This window comes from Polaribacter tangerinus, from assembly GCF_038024095.1.
Lineage (GTDB): Bacteria > Bacteroidota > Bacteroidia > Flavobacteriales > Flavobacteriaceae > Polaribacter > Polaribacter tangerinus.
Window position 1 is genome coordinate 141,337 of sequence record NZ_CP150668.1, and the last position, 16,006, is coordinate 157,342.

Sequence of the window (16,006 nt, forward strand, 5' to 3'; positions counted from 1 at the left end):
TGGGTGTTTTGTAAAAACACCCATTTTATGTATTTTTAATATTATACAGCAGTTGCTACAGCTCCAATTATACCTATTATTGCAGCTAACAAGTATATTGATAAAATTATAATAGTGTACACTCCTATAAATTTATAATGAGATTTTAGCATTTCTAATGCTTTCGATAAAGTTTCATCGTCTTTAGACGATAATGCTGCCGATGTTTTTACAGAAAATTGATATAAATAATAAACTGGAAAAGCATAAATTAAAGCAATAACAATATAAACAACAGACAATACACCACCTATGTTAAATGGGATGGTTTCTGTTTGCGGCAAACTACTATAAATAGCACTAATAAAAAAGCTACCCACAAACATTAGGGCCAACATGATAATTCCTAAAATAGATAAAAATTTACTCCACATAGCAGTTTCTTTAAGAAATTTTCTGGAGGCACTGTTTAAGGTTAACTGTTCAACTTCTGTAATGACTTCTTTCATAATTTTTGATAATGTTTAGGTTATTTAATTGTTTCAAAAATAAGTAAATTATATACACAAAATAAAAAAAGCTACAAATAGCTATATTTGTAACTTTTTAATACTGATACAATTGATGCTTATTTTGTAAAATTAGAAATAGTGTTTTTAATAATATCTATGCATTCTCTCAGTTGTATTTCTGTCATCACCAAAGGTGGTGCAAAACGAATAATATTACCATGAGTTGGTTTTGCTAACAATCCGTTATCTCTTAATTTTATACAAATATCCCAAGCAGTAGAACTGTCTTCGGTATCATTTATTAAAATAGCATTCAGTAAACCTTTACCTCTTACCGCTTTTACCAAATGATTCGTTTTACAAAATTCAGACAGTTCAGCCCTAAATATTTCTCCTAAATAATCGGCATTTATAGCGAGTTTTTCGTCTGCAACAACTTCTAGAGCAGCCATAGCAACTGCCGCTGCAATAGGATTTCCTCCGAAAGTAGAACCATGATTACCGGGTCTAATAACTCCCATAATTGCATCATTTGCTAATACTGCAGAAACTGGGTAAGCTCCTCCACTTAGTGCTTTTCCTAAAATTAATATATCTGGTTTTGTTTCTGGAGTCGTAGAGCAATTTTTTTCTGGACATGCACAATTACCACAAGTAGCAAGTAATCTACCAGTTCTAGCTATACCGGTTTGCACTTCATCTGCAATAAAAAGTACATTATAGTCTTCACACATTTTTTTTGCAGCAGATAAATATCCTTCAGAAGGCACGTAAACACCAGCTTCTCCCTGAATTGGTTCTACTAAAAAGGCAGCAATATTATTACTGCTCTCCAGCGCTTCTTGTAATGCTTGTAAATTATCATATTCAATTTTTAAAAATCCTTTGGTAAAAGGACCAAAGTTTTTTCTAGCAACAGGATCATTAGAAAAAGAAATGATTGTGGTTGTTCTTCCGTGAAAATTATTTTCACAAACTATTATTTCTGCTTTGTTTTCGGGTATGCCTTTTACTTCATAAGCCCATTTTCTGGCAATTTTTAAGGCAGTTTCTACAGCCTCGGCACCAGTATTCATTGGTAGTAATTTATCGAAACCAAAATATTCACTGGCAAATTTTTCATATCTTCCTAACATATCATTATGAAATGCTCGAGAAGTTAAACTTAGTGTTTTTGCTTGATTGGTCATAGCATCCACAATTCTAGGATGACAATGTCCTTGATTTACTGCAGAATATGCAGACAAGAAATCGTAGTATTTTTTACCTTCAACATCCCAAACATGTACACCTTCTCCTTTGCTTAATACTACAGGAAGAGGGTGATAATTGTGTGCTCCGTATTTGTCTTCTAATGCAATCGCTTCTTGCGATGTTAATGTGTTTAAAATAGCCATTTTAAATGTTTTAAATTAAAAATAAAAACATTCCTATTCTACCTTTATCTTTCTAGAAAGCTCTAGAAACTCAGCGTGGGAAAGAAATCATCCCCGAAGTTTTGCAATAATACTAAATTATTGTGACTTTTAAATTTATATGTGTCAAAATAGTAAAACTAATCAACGAAACAATCATCATGAATCAAATTATTGAAACTTACAATCAACTTACAGGTTCTTTCGGCGGACCTTTAAGTGCCATTCTTATTATTGTAATAGGATGGTTTATTGCCGGATTGTTAAAAAGAATTACCAAAAAAATAATCTCTAAAACAGGTATCGATAAATCTTTAAACAGTGAAAAAGTAAACTTCGGAACTTTAATTGCAAAATTAATTTACTATATTGTAATGATTTTTGTGTTTATGCTCGCTTTAGATAAACTTGGTATGACAAGTGTTTTAGAGCCTATAAAACAATTATTAAATAAATTTACAAGCTTTATCCCTAATATTGTAGGTGCTGGTTTAGTGGCATACATTGGTTATATGTTAGCAACTATTGGTGCTGAGTTAGTAGCTCTTTCCGGTGGAACCATCAAAAAGTTTACACCTAAGCTACGTTTACCAGAAAATATTAATGTGGTAGATATTTTAAAGAAAGTAGTATTTATCTTTATTTTTATTCCTTTACTGATATCTGCACTTAATATCTTAAATATCGATTCAGTTTCTGAACCGGCAAGTAATATGTTAGAAAGCTTTTTTAATGCAATACCAAAGGTATTGGTTGCTACTATAATACTTATTGTATTTTTAGTTGGAGGAAGGTTTTTAAGTGAGTTGTTAAAAGATTTGTTAGACAGTTTAAATTTAAATGAAGTTCTAAATAAAGCAGGACTTACATCTTTAACAGGAAAAACAAATATAGAAAGGTTAATAGCAAACTTAGTATATGCATTTATAATAGTTTTTGGTTTAATAACTGCTATAGATAAATTAGAGTTTACCAAATTATCTGAAATTATGTTTACTGTAGTAGAAATGGGTGGTAATATAATATTTGGTTTGGTAATTCTTGCTATTGGAAATTGGATTGCTACTGTAGCTTCTAAGAATTTCTTAAAATCGGATAATAACCCGTTTGTGGGTAATATTATTAAAATAGCCATATTAGCAATATTCTTAGCTATTGGTTTAAGTAGAATGGGTATTGCAGAAGATATAATTAATCTTGCATTTGGTATTACTTTGGGTGCAATTGCCTTAACAGTAGTATTAGCATTTGGTCTTGGTGGTCGAGAGGCTGCAGGAAAACAAATGAGCAAAATATTAGACAAGTTTAATCAAAAATAAATTTCCTAACATTTTTATTTTTAGAGCGCCTATTTTATAGGCGCTTTTTTTATTATAGTAAGCTATTTTAGCAAAATACCCTCTCTACCATTGTAAAAAAGAACTTGTGTTATTTAAAATTATATACTAACAAAAGTGATTTCGTATTTTTGAATGTATAGAAACATTTATCAATAACTTTTGTGTAATTTTGCAGTCCAAAAAAGTAAAAAATGCCACGTAGAGAACGCAATAAGTTTGTAAAAAAAAATGAAGTATTAGAGTTAAAAATCGAAGACTATGCTTTTGGGGGAAAAGGAATTGCAAGAATTCATACCGATGATGGGAGTTTTGTAATTTTTGTTCCAAACACACTACCTGGCCAGCTAGTTAAAGCTCAAATTAGCAAAACAAGTAAAAAATACGCAGAGGGAAAATTAATTGATGTTTTAGAAATTTCTGAAGATGAAGTTCCACTAGAGTATCAAGACATACCTGGTGCACCTTATATACAATTACCTATTAATTTACAACATCAATATAAAAAAGAAAGTACACTTTCTTTATTTAAAAGAATAGGTAAAGTTGAAAATATTGATGATTTATTTGATGAATTTGTAACTTCTCCAAAAGTTTTTCATTACAGAAATAAAATGGAATATGGGTTTTCTGCCATTGGCTACGACAGAGTTAACAAAACAGATAAAGATGAATTTACTCTAGGCTTTAAAAGACGTGGTGTTTGGTGGATGGGCGATAATCTCGAAAAAGATTCTGGCCTATTTGACAAACAATTAGAAGACAACCTACATGTAATTAGAGCCTATTGCAAAGACACAGGTTTACAACCTTGGCACGGTCCGAAAAGAGAAGGTTTTTTTAGATATTTTGTAGTACGAAAATCGTTTAAAACAAACGAATTACTTTGTAACTTAGTAACTACCTCCGATGGTTTAGAGAATTTCGACTTAAAAAAATTCGCAATTTTTTTAGAAAATATCCTAGGCAATCGTTTAGCGGGATTTTTACATACCATAAATGATGAAACGGGTGATAGAACAATTGCAACAACCGGAAATATTAAATTAATTTACGGTAAAGATAAAATTGTAGAAGAACTGCTAGGATTGAATTTTGAGATTAGTATGAAAAGTTTTTTTCAAACAAACCCAAAATGTGCCGAAAAATTATACAGTAAAGTAGTAGATTATGTATTGGAAGACAAAACTAAAGTAGACAATACAGTAGTAATGGATTTATTTTGCGGAACAGGTACAATTGGTCAAATAGTTGCCTCTAAGAGTGTTAATACAAAAATTATAGGCGTAGATATTGTAGCTGCAGCAATTGAAGATGCAAAAAAGAATGCAAAAAGAAACAATATAAACGGTTTGCAATTTTTTGCAGCGGATGTGGGTAAGTTTTTAATTGAACATCCAACATATAAAAATACTATTAAAACCATCATTTTAGATCCCGCAAGAGCAGGTATCGCACCAAAAACATTACAAAAGATAATCAACTTAAATGCCGATAGAATGGTATATGTATCTTGTAATCCTGCAACGCAAGCAAGAGATACCGAATTGTTGGCTATAGCGGGTTATGAAATGAAAAAAATAAGTTTGGTAGATCAATTTCCACATACTAGTCATATTGAAACTGTGGCATTATTTGAAAAAAAATAAAAAATAACAATTATGAAGAAATTAAACGATTTTGAAATTAATAAAAAGTTAGAAGGATTAATAGACTGGGAATATTACGATAATGCTTTACATACCGATTTCGAATTTGATAATTTTAAAGATTGCATGTCTGCAATGAACAGAATTGCATTTGAGTGTGAGGCGCTTAACCATCATCCAGAGTGGACTAATATTTACAATACTTTAGATATTACATTAACCACTCATGATGCAGATGGTGTTACAGAATTAGATTTTAATCTCGCAGCTGCAATCAATAAAATAGTAGAAGTAGAAGAAGAATAAAGTATTCTAATTATCTTTGAGTCGTGAAACAAAAAAATATCTTCATAGTATTGGTTGTACTCTTTTTGGCTGCTTGTGAAAAAGACGATTTTTGCACAAAAAATCCTGTTACACCAAAGTTAATCATCACTTTTTATGATGATATAAACAGAGAAACTCCTAAAAAAGTTCAACGATTATCAATTGTTGCCGACAGCAAGCAAACAGACAGTCTCTTTACAAATATGGCTTCAGATAGTATTGCTATTCCTCTAAACTCTCTTACAAATCAGACGATATATACGTTAAAGAAAAATGCAACAAATGGCGCTATTTCAACAAACGAAATTGCTACTTTTACCATACAATACAACACAAATACAGATTATGTTTCTAGGTCTTGTGGCTTTAAAGTTATTTTTAATAACCTAGAGTTTTCTGCAAATTCAAACTCTTGGATAAAAGATTTTAGCCCCACACAAACTCTAAACCTAGACGACCAAAATAAAGCGCATGTTCAAATATTTCATTAATATTTTTTTACTATTTTTTAGTGTTTTTGTAGTAGCACAAGAACAACAAAAAGATTCTTTATTTGTTAAGCAAAACGACTCTTTAGTATACACAACCAATTACGGATTAAGACTTGGTGTAGATATTAGTAAACCCATATTAGCTAGTTTTAACTCAAGGTATAAGGGACTAGAAATTGTGGGAGATTACAGAATTAAACCCAATTTATACATAGCTGCAGAAGTCGGTTTCGAAGAAGAAAACTCCATAGAAGACTATACCAACTCTACTGCAAAAGGAAATTATATAAGACTTGGTTTTAACTACAATACATACAAAAATTGGCTCGATATGAATAATGAAATTTTTGTAGGTTATAGGTATGGATTTAGTCTTTTTAACCAGACTTTAAATAGTTATACACCAAACGTTTCTGATATAAATTCGGGAAATTATTTTCCTGCTAATTCCATTATTAGTGGAGAAAAAACTAGTTTAAATTCCCATTGGTCAGAACTTATGGTTGGTATTAAAGCAGAAATCATAAAAAATGTTTTTGTAGGTTTTAGTGTTTCATATAAAATTTTAATGAGCATTAAAGAACCAGAAAACTTTAAAACTTTATATTCCCCAGGATTTAATAGAATTTTTGAGAGTAATACAGGCTTTGGCTTTAATTACACCATTAGTTATTTAATTCCTTTTTCAAAAAAATAATAGTATCATTAATTTTTTGTAACTTAGAATTAATGATTTTTTTAAACGAAATTAACCATGAACAAAATACCAAGTGTCAACTTACAAGACTTTCTCTCAGAGGACAATACTCGAAAAAATAACTTTATAAAAGAAATAGGTCATGCTTACGAAAACATTGGCTTTGTGGCACTTAAAGGACATTTTTTAGAAGAATCTTTAGTAGATAATTTATATGCCGAAATTAAAAAATTCTTTGATTTACCAACGGATATAAAACAACAATATGAAATTCCGGGTATTGGAGGACAAAGAGGCTACGTTTCTTTTGGTAAAGAGTCTGCAAAAGGAAAAAAAGAGGCAGATTTAAAAGAGTTTTGGCATTTTGGACAATATGTAGAAAATGATATTGAAAGAGAAAAGGAATATCCTAATAATGTAATAGTAAAAGAACTTCCAGAGTTTAATAATGTAGGAAAACAAGCCTACAAAATGTTAGAAAAAACCGCAAAATTTGTCTTACGCTCTTTGGCATTGCACCTAAATTTAGAAGAAACTTATTTTGATGGATATATAAAAAATGGAAATAGTATTTTAAGACCAATTCATTATCCACCTATACAAACAGCTCCTAAAGGTGCAGAACGAGCTGCTGCTCATGGAGATATTAATTTAATTACCCTATTGATGGGCGCACAAGGTAAAGGCTTGCAAGTTCAAAATCATCATGGAGATTGGATTGATGCTGTTGCCGAGCCAGATGAATTAATGATAAATGTGGGAGACATGCTATCTAGACACAGTAATAATAAATTAAAATCGACTATTCATAGAGTTATCAACCCTCCAAAAGAATTATGGGGAACCTCGAGGTATTCGATACCATTTTTTCTACACCCAATTTCTGAAATGAAACTTAACGTTTTAGAGAATTGTATTGATGAAAATAACCCTAAAAGATATGAAGATATTACAGCTGGAGAATTTTTAGAAGAGCGATTAAAAGAATTAGGATTAAAAAAATAAGCCTTATAATGGATTTAAAAGACCAACTAAAAAACTTATTTCCAGATCATAAAGAGTTAGAGATACCAAAAGATAAAAAATCTAATATTTGGTTACAAGAAGCTCCTATAATATGCAAATATGAAAAAAGAAAAGGAAAACCAATTACAATTTTAGAGGGATATACAGGAGCCACATCTGATTTTAAAATTTTAGCAAAAGAAATTAAAACCAAACTTTCTGTAGGCGGGAGTTTTAAAGATGATAAAATTATTATTCAAGGAGATTTTAGAGATAAAATTATGCAAATGTTAACAGATAAAGGGTTTAAAGTAAAACGTGTAGGCGGATAATTATTACTAATAAATTATTTTTCTAAATGATTAAAAGAACAAAAAAGTAATGACTTTAAAAGCCTCTGAACTAATTTTAAATGATGATGGTAGCGTGTATCATCTACAGCTGAAACCAGAAAACATTGCTAATACCATTATTTTTGTTGGCGACCAAGATAGAGTTACAGAAATTAGTAACTACTTTGATAGTATTGAATTTACCACACAAAAAAGAGAATTTAAAACAGTAACTGGCTATTATAAAGGAGAAAAATTATCAGTAATTTCTACAGGAATTGGACCAGATAATATAGACATCGTTTTAAACGAATTAGATGCATTGGTAAATATAGATTTATCCACTAGAAAAATAAAAAAACAAATTACATCTTTAAATATCATTAGAATTGGAACCTCTGGCGCATTGCAAAAAGATATTTTAGTAAACTCATTTTTAGTTAGTGAATATGCTTTGGATGTAAACGGAATGTTACAATCTTACAAAACAGCTAAAATCAGTTATCCAGAAATAGAAAATTCTTTTATCGAACATGTAAACTGGAGTTCTTGCAAAGCTCATCCAACACTTATTAAAAGTAGTAATATTTTGTATAAGAAGTTTGTTTCAAAACAAACTGTATCCGGAATTACAGCAACAGCTGGTGGATTTTACGGAGCACAAGGCAGGGTTTTAAGATTGCCTTTGCAAGATGAAAAAATAAACGAAAAAATTACAACCTTTAGTTTTGAAGGAATGAGAATTACTAATTTAGAAATGGAAACATCTGCTATTTATGGCCTTTCTCGTCTTCTTGGTCATCACGCAATTTCTTTAAATGCTATAATTGCCAATAGAGAAAACGGAACGTTTAGTGAAAATTATAAAAAAGTAGTTAAAAATTTAATTGAATATACACTACAGAAAATCGTTGAGTAAATGACAAACTTACAAGTTGGTGGCGTGCCAGAACACTTTAATTATCCTTGGTATTTAACCCTTAAAAATAAAGAATATACAAAAGAGAATATCAATTTAAGATGGAGAGACTATCCTGGAGGCACTGGTGAAATGTGTAAAGCACTTCGTTCTGGAGAGGTAGATATTGCTGTGGTACTAACAGAAGGAATTATTAAAGATATTGCTGCTGGTAACCCATCTAAAATAGTACAAACATATGTAAAATCTCCCTTAATTTGGGGAATTCATGTAGCTGAAAATTCAAGATTTAAAGAAATTAAAGATTTAAAAAATGCCACAATAGCAATTAGTAGATTTGGCTCTGGATCTCATTTAATGGCTATTGTAAATGCTTTTAACCAAGGATGGAATATTGACGATTTAAAATTTAAGGTAGTGGGTAATCTTCAAGGAGGTATTGATGCACTTAAAAATGGAGAAGCAGATTATTTTATGTGGGAGCATTTTACAACAAAACCATTAGTAGATGCTGGTATATTTAGAAGAATAGACGACTGCCCCACTCCATGGCCATGCTTTGTTATTGCTGTAAGAAATGAAGTTTTAGAGCATAATTATGATGCTGTAAAAAAAGTTTTAGACATTATAAATAATACAACAAGTACTTTTAAAAATATTAAAAATATAGATATAACTCTTGCAAATAGATACGAACAACAATTAACCGATGTTCAGAAATGGTTACAACTTACCACTTGGAATGATGGTAAACCGATTACAAAAAATTTAATTACAAGAATTCAAAATAAAATGTTACGCTTTAACGTTATCAAGGAAAAGAAAAAAGCTACCGATTTTATAAAAAATATGTACCTTTAATTTTTTAAAAAATGAACAAATGAAAAAATTAGCACTTATCACCTTATTTATAATTGGTATTTTAAGCATTTCTTCTTGTAGAAGTACATCCTCTTCATGTGGTTTAGCAGATGTTAGTACAATGGAAAATGTTGTAACTATTCATCAAAAGACAGTATAGTTTTTTACACTTACAAGACTACCGTTACTCTACTAAGCCAGACATGGTAGCTTTAATTATAGCTATATTTCTTTCTTTATTGCTATTAGTGCTAGATTCTTGAGTAGAAATCATTTTTCGCATTAAGTTAATAACTACCTTATCAAAATTAAATTGTTTGTATTGCTTTCCTTTAGAAACCATATCTTCTGTAAGGTTTTTTATAGCTTCCATATTATTACTCCTAGCAATCTGATCAAAGGCCTTTTCATAAAGTGCTTTTGTTGTTGAGTTGTTCGATAAAAACATACCAGAAATTACACTTTTAGCAATAAACGGCAATTCTGTTGCGTCATTAGATTCTATAAATATTTTTGTAAGCGGAGTGGCTAAAATCTTTCTTACCTCATCAGGCAATTGTTTCGATTTTTGTATGGCTAAATCTTTATCCACATAATACAAGGCTACTAAAGATTTTCCTAAAACTCCATAAGAATCACTAGACAAAGCTTCTGTAAACATTGATTTATATAACGGATCGGTTAATTTGCCTAAAGTTTCAATTGCTGCGGCTTTAACAAGTGTTTTTTCTGCTGTTTTGGCTATAAATACAATCTTTTGAATTGCATCTTTTTTAGAAAACTTATTTATCAAATCTATGTTTTCTAAGGCTAAAATTTTAATTTCCTCAGAAGTGTCATCTAAAGCTTCAACTACTGCTTTAAATGCATCTTTATCATCTTGTTTCTTTAGTACCTCCAACAAAGCCTCTCGTCTATGAGTAAAATGTACAGCATTTTTTAGTTGATAAATGTAGTCACTTAACACTTTGTTTTCAGAAATTTCTGCTAGCAAAACACCATCAGCATTTACTTGAATTAAACTTGGTTGTTGTTTATAATTAAAAGTAAAAGAAGCATCATTATTTTCAACAAAAACTGTTTTTCTAGTTCGAGAATTTCCTTCAAAAAAATCAATTGTTAATGGGAATTGAAACTTTTCAGATTGTAACTGCAACACATTAACTGTAACAGTTTTTCGCAATAAGTTATAGTCATAAGAGATTTCTATTTTAGGATGATTTCCTTGATAAAACCATTGATTAAAAAACCAGTTAAAGTCTTTACCTGTTAATTTTTCAAATAATAACCTTAACTCATGTACTTCTGCTGTTTTAAATTGGTAAGTATTTAAATATTCTTTTAATGTGGCAAAAAAAGCAGTATCTCCAACATAATTTCTTAACATGTGTATAATAGCACCGCCTTTATTATAACTAACTAAATTAAATAACTCTTCTTCCTCTAAATAGTTAAACTCTACTAAGCTTTTGTTTACATCCTGACTCTCAAAATAAAGTTTATTATTTTCGAAAAGATGGGTTTCTGCAGCTTCTTTTCCGTACTTATATTCTTGCCATAAATATTCGCCATAATTTGCAAAAGATTCATTTAAACTAATATTAGCCCAGCTCTCTGCGGTAACAAGGTTGCCAAACCAATGATGAAAAAGTTCATGAGCAATTGTGTTCTCATGAGAATTACCATCTATTAATTGCCCTGGTTTTAGATACATTTTCTCTCCGTGTACTACGGCTGTTGTGTTTTCCATAGCTCCAGAAATATAATCTCTTACCACTATTTGATTGTAGGAACTCCAAGGAAACTCAACGCCCAACTTATCTGAAAAAAAACGAAGCATCTCTGGTGTATTTCCAAATACAGATTTTGCATTACTTGCAAATGCTTTTTCGACATAGTAATTAACTGGAACTTCCTTATAATTATCTTTAATAATTTCAAACTCTCCTACTCCAAAAAAGAATAAATAAGGAGCATGTTTTTTTTCCATTTTCCAATAATCAGTTCTAAAACTCCCATCTTCTTTTTTATTGATTAACGTTCCGTTTGATATAGTTATATACTTTTTGGGAACCTTTATATATATTTCTTGTGTTGTTTTTTGGTTTGGAGCATCTATGGTAGGAAACCAACAACTATTGGCAGATGTTTGCCCTTGAGTCCATACTTGTGTTGGTTTATTTTTATCAGATCCTGTTGCATTTACAAAATATAGTCCTTTCTTATCTGTAAAAGTATTGGTTAACTTATCTTTTACTTTTTCTGGTCTAGCGGTATATTTAATATATAAAGTAAAAGAATCGTTTTTAGTGTAGGTTTTTGGGAGTTGAATGGTTAAATTAAAATTATCATACTCATAAGGTAACGGAGTGTTATTTAATGAAACTTCATGAAACAGCATTGCTTTTGCATCCAATACAACAGTACTCGAAGGATAAAAGTAAGGTTTTAAGGTTAACCACGCTTCTCCATTTAACTGCTTTTCTTTAAAGTTTAGAGATACTTTTAGCTTGGTGTGTTCTAAATTATAGGTTTTTTCTTTTGCAGCATGGTAATTATCTTGGCTAAAGCTTAAAGTAAAAGTTAGCAAAAATAGTGGCAAAAGCAGATATTTATTAATCATAAAAAGTAGGTTCTTGTAGTTTCAAAAATAGTAATAAAGATGATAGTTGTTGTTAATGCACCGTTAAAATCAATTAGCTTTTTTTTTGGGTGAGATCGACATAATTTTTCATTTACAATTATTAAGTGTAAAAAAAAGCTTCAGTAAAAATACTGAAGCTTTCATCATTCAAACTACTATGTAATTAAATTACAATTTTTTATTTACCTGAAACAACCCTAACATTTCTTGCAAAAGAGCTCCTTCATTTTCAACATCTACATTTTGTAACATTAGTATTACTTGTTCTGGATTAATGTTGTTACCTAACAATCTTGCCACTCCTACCCCTACTTTTTCTCCATAACCAAAAGCAACCATTTCATCTATAGCATTCGATTTACCACTATAATATACTGCTATATTCATACCTTTTGCTTTCATAGACATTAAAGACTTGTAGGTTTTGTTATCCTTAAATATACCTTTAAGTGTTTCTTTTTCAGTATTGTACTCAGCTGTACTAGTGTTTGCAACTGGCAAAAATACAATGTTTACTTTTTTTATGCTTTTTATTGTTTGTAAGACATCTGTAGAGGCATTTTTTTTGGGTGTAAATAAAGAACCAATAGGAAAATCGCCTGCATAAAAACCTTTTTTATTGCTTGTTTCTACCAAATAACTTTGCAGTGATTTTTCGTTTTTACAAGACGTTACTAAAAGAGCCAAAACAAAAAGAGCCGTTATTTTATATTTATTTTTCATAATTATGAACTTATTTAAAATGATTAAAACTACTCTTTTGTTAAGGTGTCTGCTAGCTTACTAATCATATTAATATCTATATTACCACTTAAAGAAACTACCATAGCTTCAGAAAAACCTTTTGTTCTCTTATCAATTCCTTTAATAAACATTAATACTTCGCTAACATAATCTTTGGTGTTAGTAGTTTTTACATAAATTTTAACACGAGAATCATCTTCTTTAATTCTCATTAGTTCAGTCAATTTTTGTTGTTTGATTAGTGTATTTGCCATTTTTTCCATGTTACTTGCAATTTGTTTGTCTTCAGAAGAAAACATTCTAAATTGTTGCAATTCGCTAATCATTTTAAACACTTGCATTTCTTTACTTTTAGACAATTTTTCTGGACTAAATTTCGATAGGATTTGAAACATATCTTTTGTTACAACTACCATATCTACTCCGTCCATATCCTCTAAAGAGTCAAATACAGATTGTTGTGCATTTGATAATAATGGAGCTACTAAAAAGGCCATTAATAAAATTATTTTTTTCATAATTTCTGTTTTACTTGGTTTTACTATTATACTTGGTTTTATTTTAAAATTTTGTTTACAGTATCTTCATAAACATATAAAGAATGTAATGCTTGTTCTCCTTTTTGTAAGTTTTTAGACAATAATTGCAAGCCTTTACTCACTTGCGCATAAATTTTCTGAGCTTCTTTCTTTTGTTGATGCTTATTATATTGTTCGTTACCAACATACACACTAAACAATAGTAATACTGCCGCTGCTGCAGACAGCCACTTAAAGTTTTTTCGTTGAAACAAACTTTTATGTGGAACAATAATTTGCTTTTGATACTGTTCTTCTTTTGCTGAAGAAAAAAAAGAAAACATTGTTTTATATTCTTGCAAATGATCTGGAACATGGTTCGTAGAAAAATACTCTTTTAATAAGCGCTCTTCTTTAATAGAAGTATTTCCGTCTAAATATTTTTCTAATAATTTTTCTATGTTAGCTAACTCCATAGTTGTGTTTTTTTAGTAATTGTTCTCTAATTGTTTTTCTTGCTCTAGATAAAGCAACTCTTACTGCAGTTGGTTTCATGTCTACCATCTTACAAATTTCATCAAAATCATAACCTTCAACATCTCTTAATTGAATGATTATTTTTTGTTGCTCGGGCAAATTTTCAATCATTTTGTGTACTTGGTTTACACTATCTAAATGCTCTACTTGTTTGTCTAAGCTAGTTTCTTTTTCTTTGTAATTACTGTGTACTAAAGACAAATTACTTGCTTGTTTAGACTTTAATCGATCATAGCAATAATTTTTTGTCATTGTCATCGCAAAGGCTTCTAAACTTTTATAAGTTGCAATACTGTCTCTACGTTTCCATAACTTAAAAAAAAGTTCTTGTGTTGCATCTTCGGCTTCTTCTGTAGATACCAACAATCTTTTTGCAAGACGAAAGACTTTATCTTTAAATGGTAACACAACTGTTAAAAATTCCGATTGATTCATTTTAATATAAAATAACGTACGTAAAACCTTTTTATAATTATGGGGGTTCTGTATTAATGACGATGTATAATTTATTTTGTTACATCAGAATTTAAAAATAATACTATTTCTGATTATATTGCGTTAGTAAAACTATAGCAATTGCGTTTTTTATGAAAAATTATTTTAATAGACTTTTCCTTCTCCTAAGCGCCATATGCATAGTACAGTGTGCCAAAAAAGAGCCTGTTCCAAATAACCTAGTTATTCATGATTTTGTATGGAAAGGTCTTAATGCTTATTATCTTCATCAAGATAAAGTACCTAAATTGTCGGATAGACAGTTTAGTTCAGATACACAGTTAAATAACTATTTAGCAACTTTTACAGATTATAACGAACTATATAATAGCCTTTTAATTTCTGAAGATAACAAATCGTTTTTATCAGAAGAATTTATCGATAATAGTTTGCCACCTCATAACCAATTTACAAATGGTGTAGAATTTGGCATTATTGGCAATCCTCAAAATGATATAGATGTAATTGGCTATGTAACACATATTTTACCTGGTTCTTTTGCTGAGTCTAAAGATATTAAGCGAGGCGATTTTTTTAATGCTATAGATGGTGTTCAACTAACAAGAAACAATTTCGAAGATTTGTTGTTAAATGGCAACGATAACTTTGCCTTATCTATTATAAATTTTGATGGCTTAAATGTATCATCAACAATAAAAACCGTAAATTTAGAAAAGCAAAATTATAGTTATAACAAGGCTTTTAAAGAAAAAACAATAACTATTGGTGCAGATAATATTGGGTATTTAATATATAACAATGGTTTTTCTAAAAGTGATATAGAGCTACTAAATGAAACTTTTTTAAGTTTTAAAAACAGCAATGTAAATAAGCTTATTTTAGACCTTCGTTATAATATTTCTGGCGGAAGTTACGCTAGTGATATTGCCGTGTTAGCTAGCATTATTACCGGGCAATTTTCTAACCAAGTTCTCATAAAAGAAGAATGGAATTTAAAAGCACAAGAATGGTTTCAAACACATCAACCAGACTCTCTTATAACCACTTTTGTTGACAAAATATCAAGTACAACACCAATTAATAATTTAGAGGTTTCGGATATTTATATCATACTTAATGGCAACGAATTTACTGGATCTTCTTCGGTAGAATTACTAATTAACAGTTTAAAACCGTATATAAATGTTCATATAATTGGTAGAAATACTAAAGGAAACAATACGGGCAGTATTACATTATACAATTCTCAAGATTATAATTTTGAGTTTAAAAATGAAAATCACTCAATATCTATTAGTCCTATAGTTTTACAGTTTCTAAATAAGAATAACGAAACATATTCCGACGGATTTATACCGAATGTAGTTTTATGTCCTCATGAAAATGTTTTAAATTTAGGTGTTTTAGGAGAAAATTCAGATCCTATTTTTAATATGCTTTTAAACTATATAGCTACCGGAAATAATATCCAAAGTAATGTTTGTAACATAAATAATTATGAATTCCTTTTTAGTTCAATAACCAGTCAAAGAGAAATTGATAAAGGCATTTTTATAAAACAAGTATTACCTAACACAAATTAA

General features: G+C 29.8%; 18 protein-coding genes. 11 read left to right on the forward strand and 7 right to left on the reverse strand.

The window, feature by feature from the left end; genetic code table 11:
• Positions 1 to 41 precede the first annotated feature (41 nt).
• Together WHD54_RS00610 and rocD are read right to left on the reverse strand one after the other, a co-directional pair.
• A complete protein-coding gene (locus WHD54_RS00610) occupies positions 42 to 488 on the reverse strand; it encodes a hypothetical protein (RefSeq protein WP_088322736.1) in 447 nt (148 codons plus the stop codon).
• Positions 489 to 607: 119 nt separating this feature from the next.
• A complete protein-coding gene (rocD, locus tag WHD54_RS00615; protein WP_088322737.1) occupies positions 608 to 1,888 on the reverse strand; it encodes an ornithine--oxo-acid transaminase in 1,281 nt (426 codons plus the stop codon).
• Between the two features lie 179 nt (positions 1,889 to 2,067).
• On the opposite strand from rocD, the gene WHD54_RS00620 reads away from it, so the two are divergent.
• From WHD54_RS00620 to WHD54_RS00665, 10 genes are all read left to right on the forward strand, one after another.
• On the forward strand, positions 2,068 to 3,225 hold the full coding sequence (locus tag WHD54_RS00620; protein ID WP_088322738.1) for a mechanosensitive ion channel: 1,158 nt from the start codon (positions 2,068 to 2,070) through the stop codon (positions 3,223 to 3,225).
• Between the two features lie 212 nt (positions 3,226 to 3,437).
• Entirely contained in the window at positions 3,438 to 4,892 is a 1,455-nt protein-coding gene (gene rlmD, locus WHD54_RS00625) for a 23S rRNA (uracil(1939)-C(5))-methyltransferase RlmD (protein ID WP_088322739.1), read from the forward strand.
• A 12-nt stretch (positions 4,893 to 4,904) separates the two neighbouring features.
• Positions 4,905 to 5,198 (forward strand): 4a-hydroxytetrahydrobiopterin dehydratase, encoded by a 294-nt coding sequence (locus WHD54_RS00630; protein ID WP_088322740.1) that lies wholly within the window; start codon positions 4,905 to 4,907, stop codon positions 5,196 to 5,198.
• A gap of 50 nt (positions 5,199 to 5,248) precedes the next feature.
• The gene (locus WHD54_RS00635; RefSeq protein WP_340767531.1) at positions 5,249 to 5,710 is read left to right on the forward strand and encodes a DUF6452 family protein; all 462 of its coding nucleotides are present in this window, start codon (positions 5,249 to 5,251) and stop codon (positions 5,708 to 5,710) included.
• Complete coding sequence (locus WHD54_RS00640; RefSeq protein ID WP_088322742.1) at positions 5,691 to 6,407, forward strand: DUF6048 family protein; 717 nt, start codon at positions 5,691 to 5,693, stop codon at positions 6,405 to 6,407. The genes WHD54_RS00635 and WHD54_RS00640 overlap by 20 nt, the downstream gene beginning before the upstream one ends.
• Positions 6,408 to 6,464: 57 nt before the next feature.
• Positions 6,465 to 7,412, forward strand: coding sequence for an isopenicillin N synthase family dioxygenase (locus WHD54_RS00645; protein ID WP_088322743.1), 948 nt, complete (start codon positions 6,465 to 6,467; stop codon positions 7,410 to 7,412).
• An 8-nt stretch (positions 7,413 to 7,420) separates the two neighbouring features.
• Positions 7,421 to 7,744 carry a translation initiation factor gene (locus tag WHD54_RS00650; protein WP_088322744.1) on the forward strand — a complete coding sequence of 108 codons (324 nt, stop codon included), beginning with the start codon at positions 7,421 to 7,423 and terminating at the stop codon, positions 7,742 to 7,744.
• A 49-nt stretch (positions 7,745 to 7,793) separates the two neighbouring features.
• Positions 7,794 to 8,663, forward strand: a complete 870-nt coding sequence (locus WHD54_RS00655; protein ID WP_088322745.1) for a nucleoside phosphorylase — start codon at positions 7,794 to 7,796, stop codon at positions 8,661 to 8,663.
• Entirely contained in the window at positions 8,664 to 9,524 is an 861-nt protein-coding gene (locus WHD54_RS00660; RefSeq protein ID WP_088322746.1) for a substrate-binding domain-containing protein, read from the forward strand.
• A gap of 19 nt (positions 9,525 to 9,543) precedes the next feature.
• On the forward strand, positions 9,544 to 9,684 hold the full coding sequence (locus WHD54_RS00665) for a hypothetical protein (protein ID WP_158211793.1): 141 nt from the start codon (positions 9,544 to 9,546) through the stop codon (positions 9,682 to 9,684).
• Between the two features lie 24 nt (positions 9,685 to 9,708).
• On the opposite strand, the gene WHD54_RS00670 is transcribed toward WHD54_RS00665, so the two are convergent.
• The 5 genes from WHD54_RS00670 to WHD54_RS00690 all read right to left on the reverse strand — a co-directional run bounded on the left by WHD54_RS00670 (position 9,709) and on the right by WHD54_RS00690 (position 14,402).
• Complete coding sequence (locus WHD54_RS00670) at positions 9,709 to 12,147, reverse strand: M1 family metallopeptidase (protein ID WP_088322747.1); 2,439 nt, start codon at positions 12,145 to 12,147, stop codon at positions 9,709 to 9,711.
• Positions 12,148 to 12,336: 189 nt separating this feature from the next.
• Positions 12,337 to 12,891: a DUF4252 domain-containing protein gene (locus WHD54_RS00675; protein ID WP_088322748.1), complete on the reverse strand. Its 555-nt coding sequence runs from the start codon at positions 12,889 to 12,891 to the stop codon at positions 12,337 to 12,339.
• Positions 12,892 to 12,920: 29 nt separating this feature from the next.
• Positions 12,921 to 13,430 carry a DUF4252 domain-containing protein gene (locus WHD54_RS00680; RefSeq protein WP_088322749.1) on the reverse strand — a complete coding sequence of 170 codons (510 nt, stop codon included), beginning with the start codon at positions 13,428 to 13,430 and terminating at the stop codon, positions 12,921 to 12,923.
• A 38-nt stretch (positions 13,431 to 13,468) separates the two neighbouring features.
• Entirely contained in the window at positions 13,469 to 13,906 is a 438-nt protein-coding gene (locus WHD54_RS00685; protein WP_088322750.1) for a hypothetical protein, read from the reverse strand.
• Positions 13,893 to 14,402: an RNA polymerase sigma factor gene (locus WHD54_RS00690; RefSeq protein WP_088322751.1), complete on the reverse strand. Its 510-nt coding sequence runs from the start codon at positions 14,400 to 14,402 to the stop codon at positions 13,893 to 13,895. Before WHD54_RS00690 ends, WHD54_RS00685 begins: the two co-directional genes overlap by 14 nt.
• Before the next feature lie 152 nt (positions 14,403 to 14,554).
• On the opposite strand from WHD54_RS00690, the gene WHD54_RS00695 reads away from it, so the two are divergent.
• Positions 14,555 to 16,006, forward strand: a complete 1,452-nt coding sequence (locus WHD54_RS00695; RefSeq protein ID WP_088322752.1) for a S41 family peptidase — start codon at positions 14,555 to 14,557, stop codon at positions 16,004 to 16,006.

Bases quoted from the DNA above. Each gene is read 5' to 3' on its own strand.
- WHD54_RS00610 (WP_088322736.1), bottom strand. From the start codon at position 488: ATGAAAGAAGTCATTACAGAAGTTGAACAGTTAACCTTAAACAGTGCC.
- rocD (WP_088322737.1), bottom strand. From the start codon at position 1,888: ATGGCTATTTTAAACACATTAACATCGCAAGAAGCGATTGCATTAGAA.
- WHD54_RS00620 (WP_088322738.1), top strand. From the start codon at position 2,068: ATGAATCAAATTATTGAAACTTACAATCAACTTACAGGTTCTTTCGGC.
- rlmD (WP_088322739.1), top strand. From the start codon at position 3,438: ATGCCACGTAGAGAACGCAATAAGTTTGTAAAAAAAAATGAAGTATTA.
- WHD54_RS00630 (WP_088322740.1), top strand. From the start codon at position 4,905: ATGAAGAAATTAAACGATTTTGAAATTAATAAAAAGTTAGAAGGATTA.
- WHD54_RS00640 (WP_088322742.1), top strand. From the start codon at position 5,691: ATGTTCAAATATTTCATTAATATTTTTTTACTATTTTTTAGTGTTTTT.
- WHD54_RS00645 (WP_088322743.1), top strand. From the start codon at position 6,465: ATGAACAAAATACCAAGTGTCAACTTACAAGACTTTCTCTCAGAGGAC.
- WHD54_RS00650 (WP_088322744.1), top strand. From the start codon at position 7,421: ATGGATTTAAAAGACCAACTAAAAAACTTATTTCCAGATCATAAAGAG.
- WHD54_RS00655 (WP_088322745.1), top strand. From the start codon at position 7,794: ATGACTTTAAAAGCCTCTGAACTAATTTTAAATGATGATGGTAGCGTG.
- WHD54_RS00660 (WP_088322746.1), top strand. From the start codon at position 8,664: ATGACAAACTTACAAGTTGGTGGCGTGCCAGAACACTTTAATTATCCT.
- WHD54_RS00665 (WP_158211793.1), top strand. From the start codon at position 9,544: ATGAAAAAATTAGCACTTATCACCTTATTTATAATTGGTATTTTAAGC.
- WHD54_RS00670 (WP_088322747.1), bottom strand. From the start codon at position 12,147: ATGATTAATAAATATCTGCTTTTGCCACTATTTTTGCTAACTTTTACT.
- WHD54_RS00675 (WP_088322748.1), bottom strand. From the start codon at position 12,891: ATGAAAAATAAATATAAAATAACGGCTCTTTTTGTTTTGGCTCTTTTA.
- WHD54_RS00680 (WP_088322749.1), bottom strand. From the start codon at position 13,430: ATGAAAAAAATAATTTTATTAATGGCCTTTTTAGTAGCTCCATTATTA.
- WHD54_RS00685 (WP_088322750.1), bottom strand. From the start codon at position 13,906: ATGGAGTTAGCTAACATAGAAAAATTATTAGAAAAATATTTAGACGGA.
- WHD54_RS00690 (WP_088322751.1), bottom strand. From the start codon at position 14,402: ATGAATCAATCGGAATTTTTAACAGTTGTGTTACCATTTAAAGATAAA.
- WHD54_RS00695 (WP_088322752.1), top strand. From the start codon at position 14,555: ATGAAAAATTATTTTAATAGACTTTTCCTTCTCCTAAGCGCCATATGC.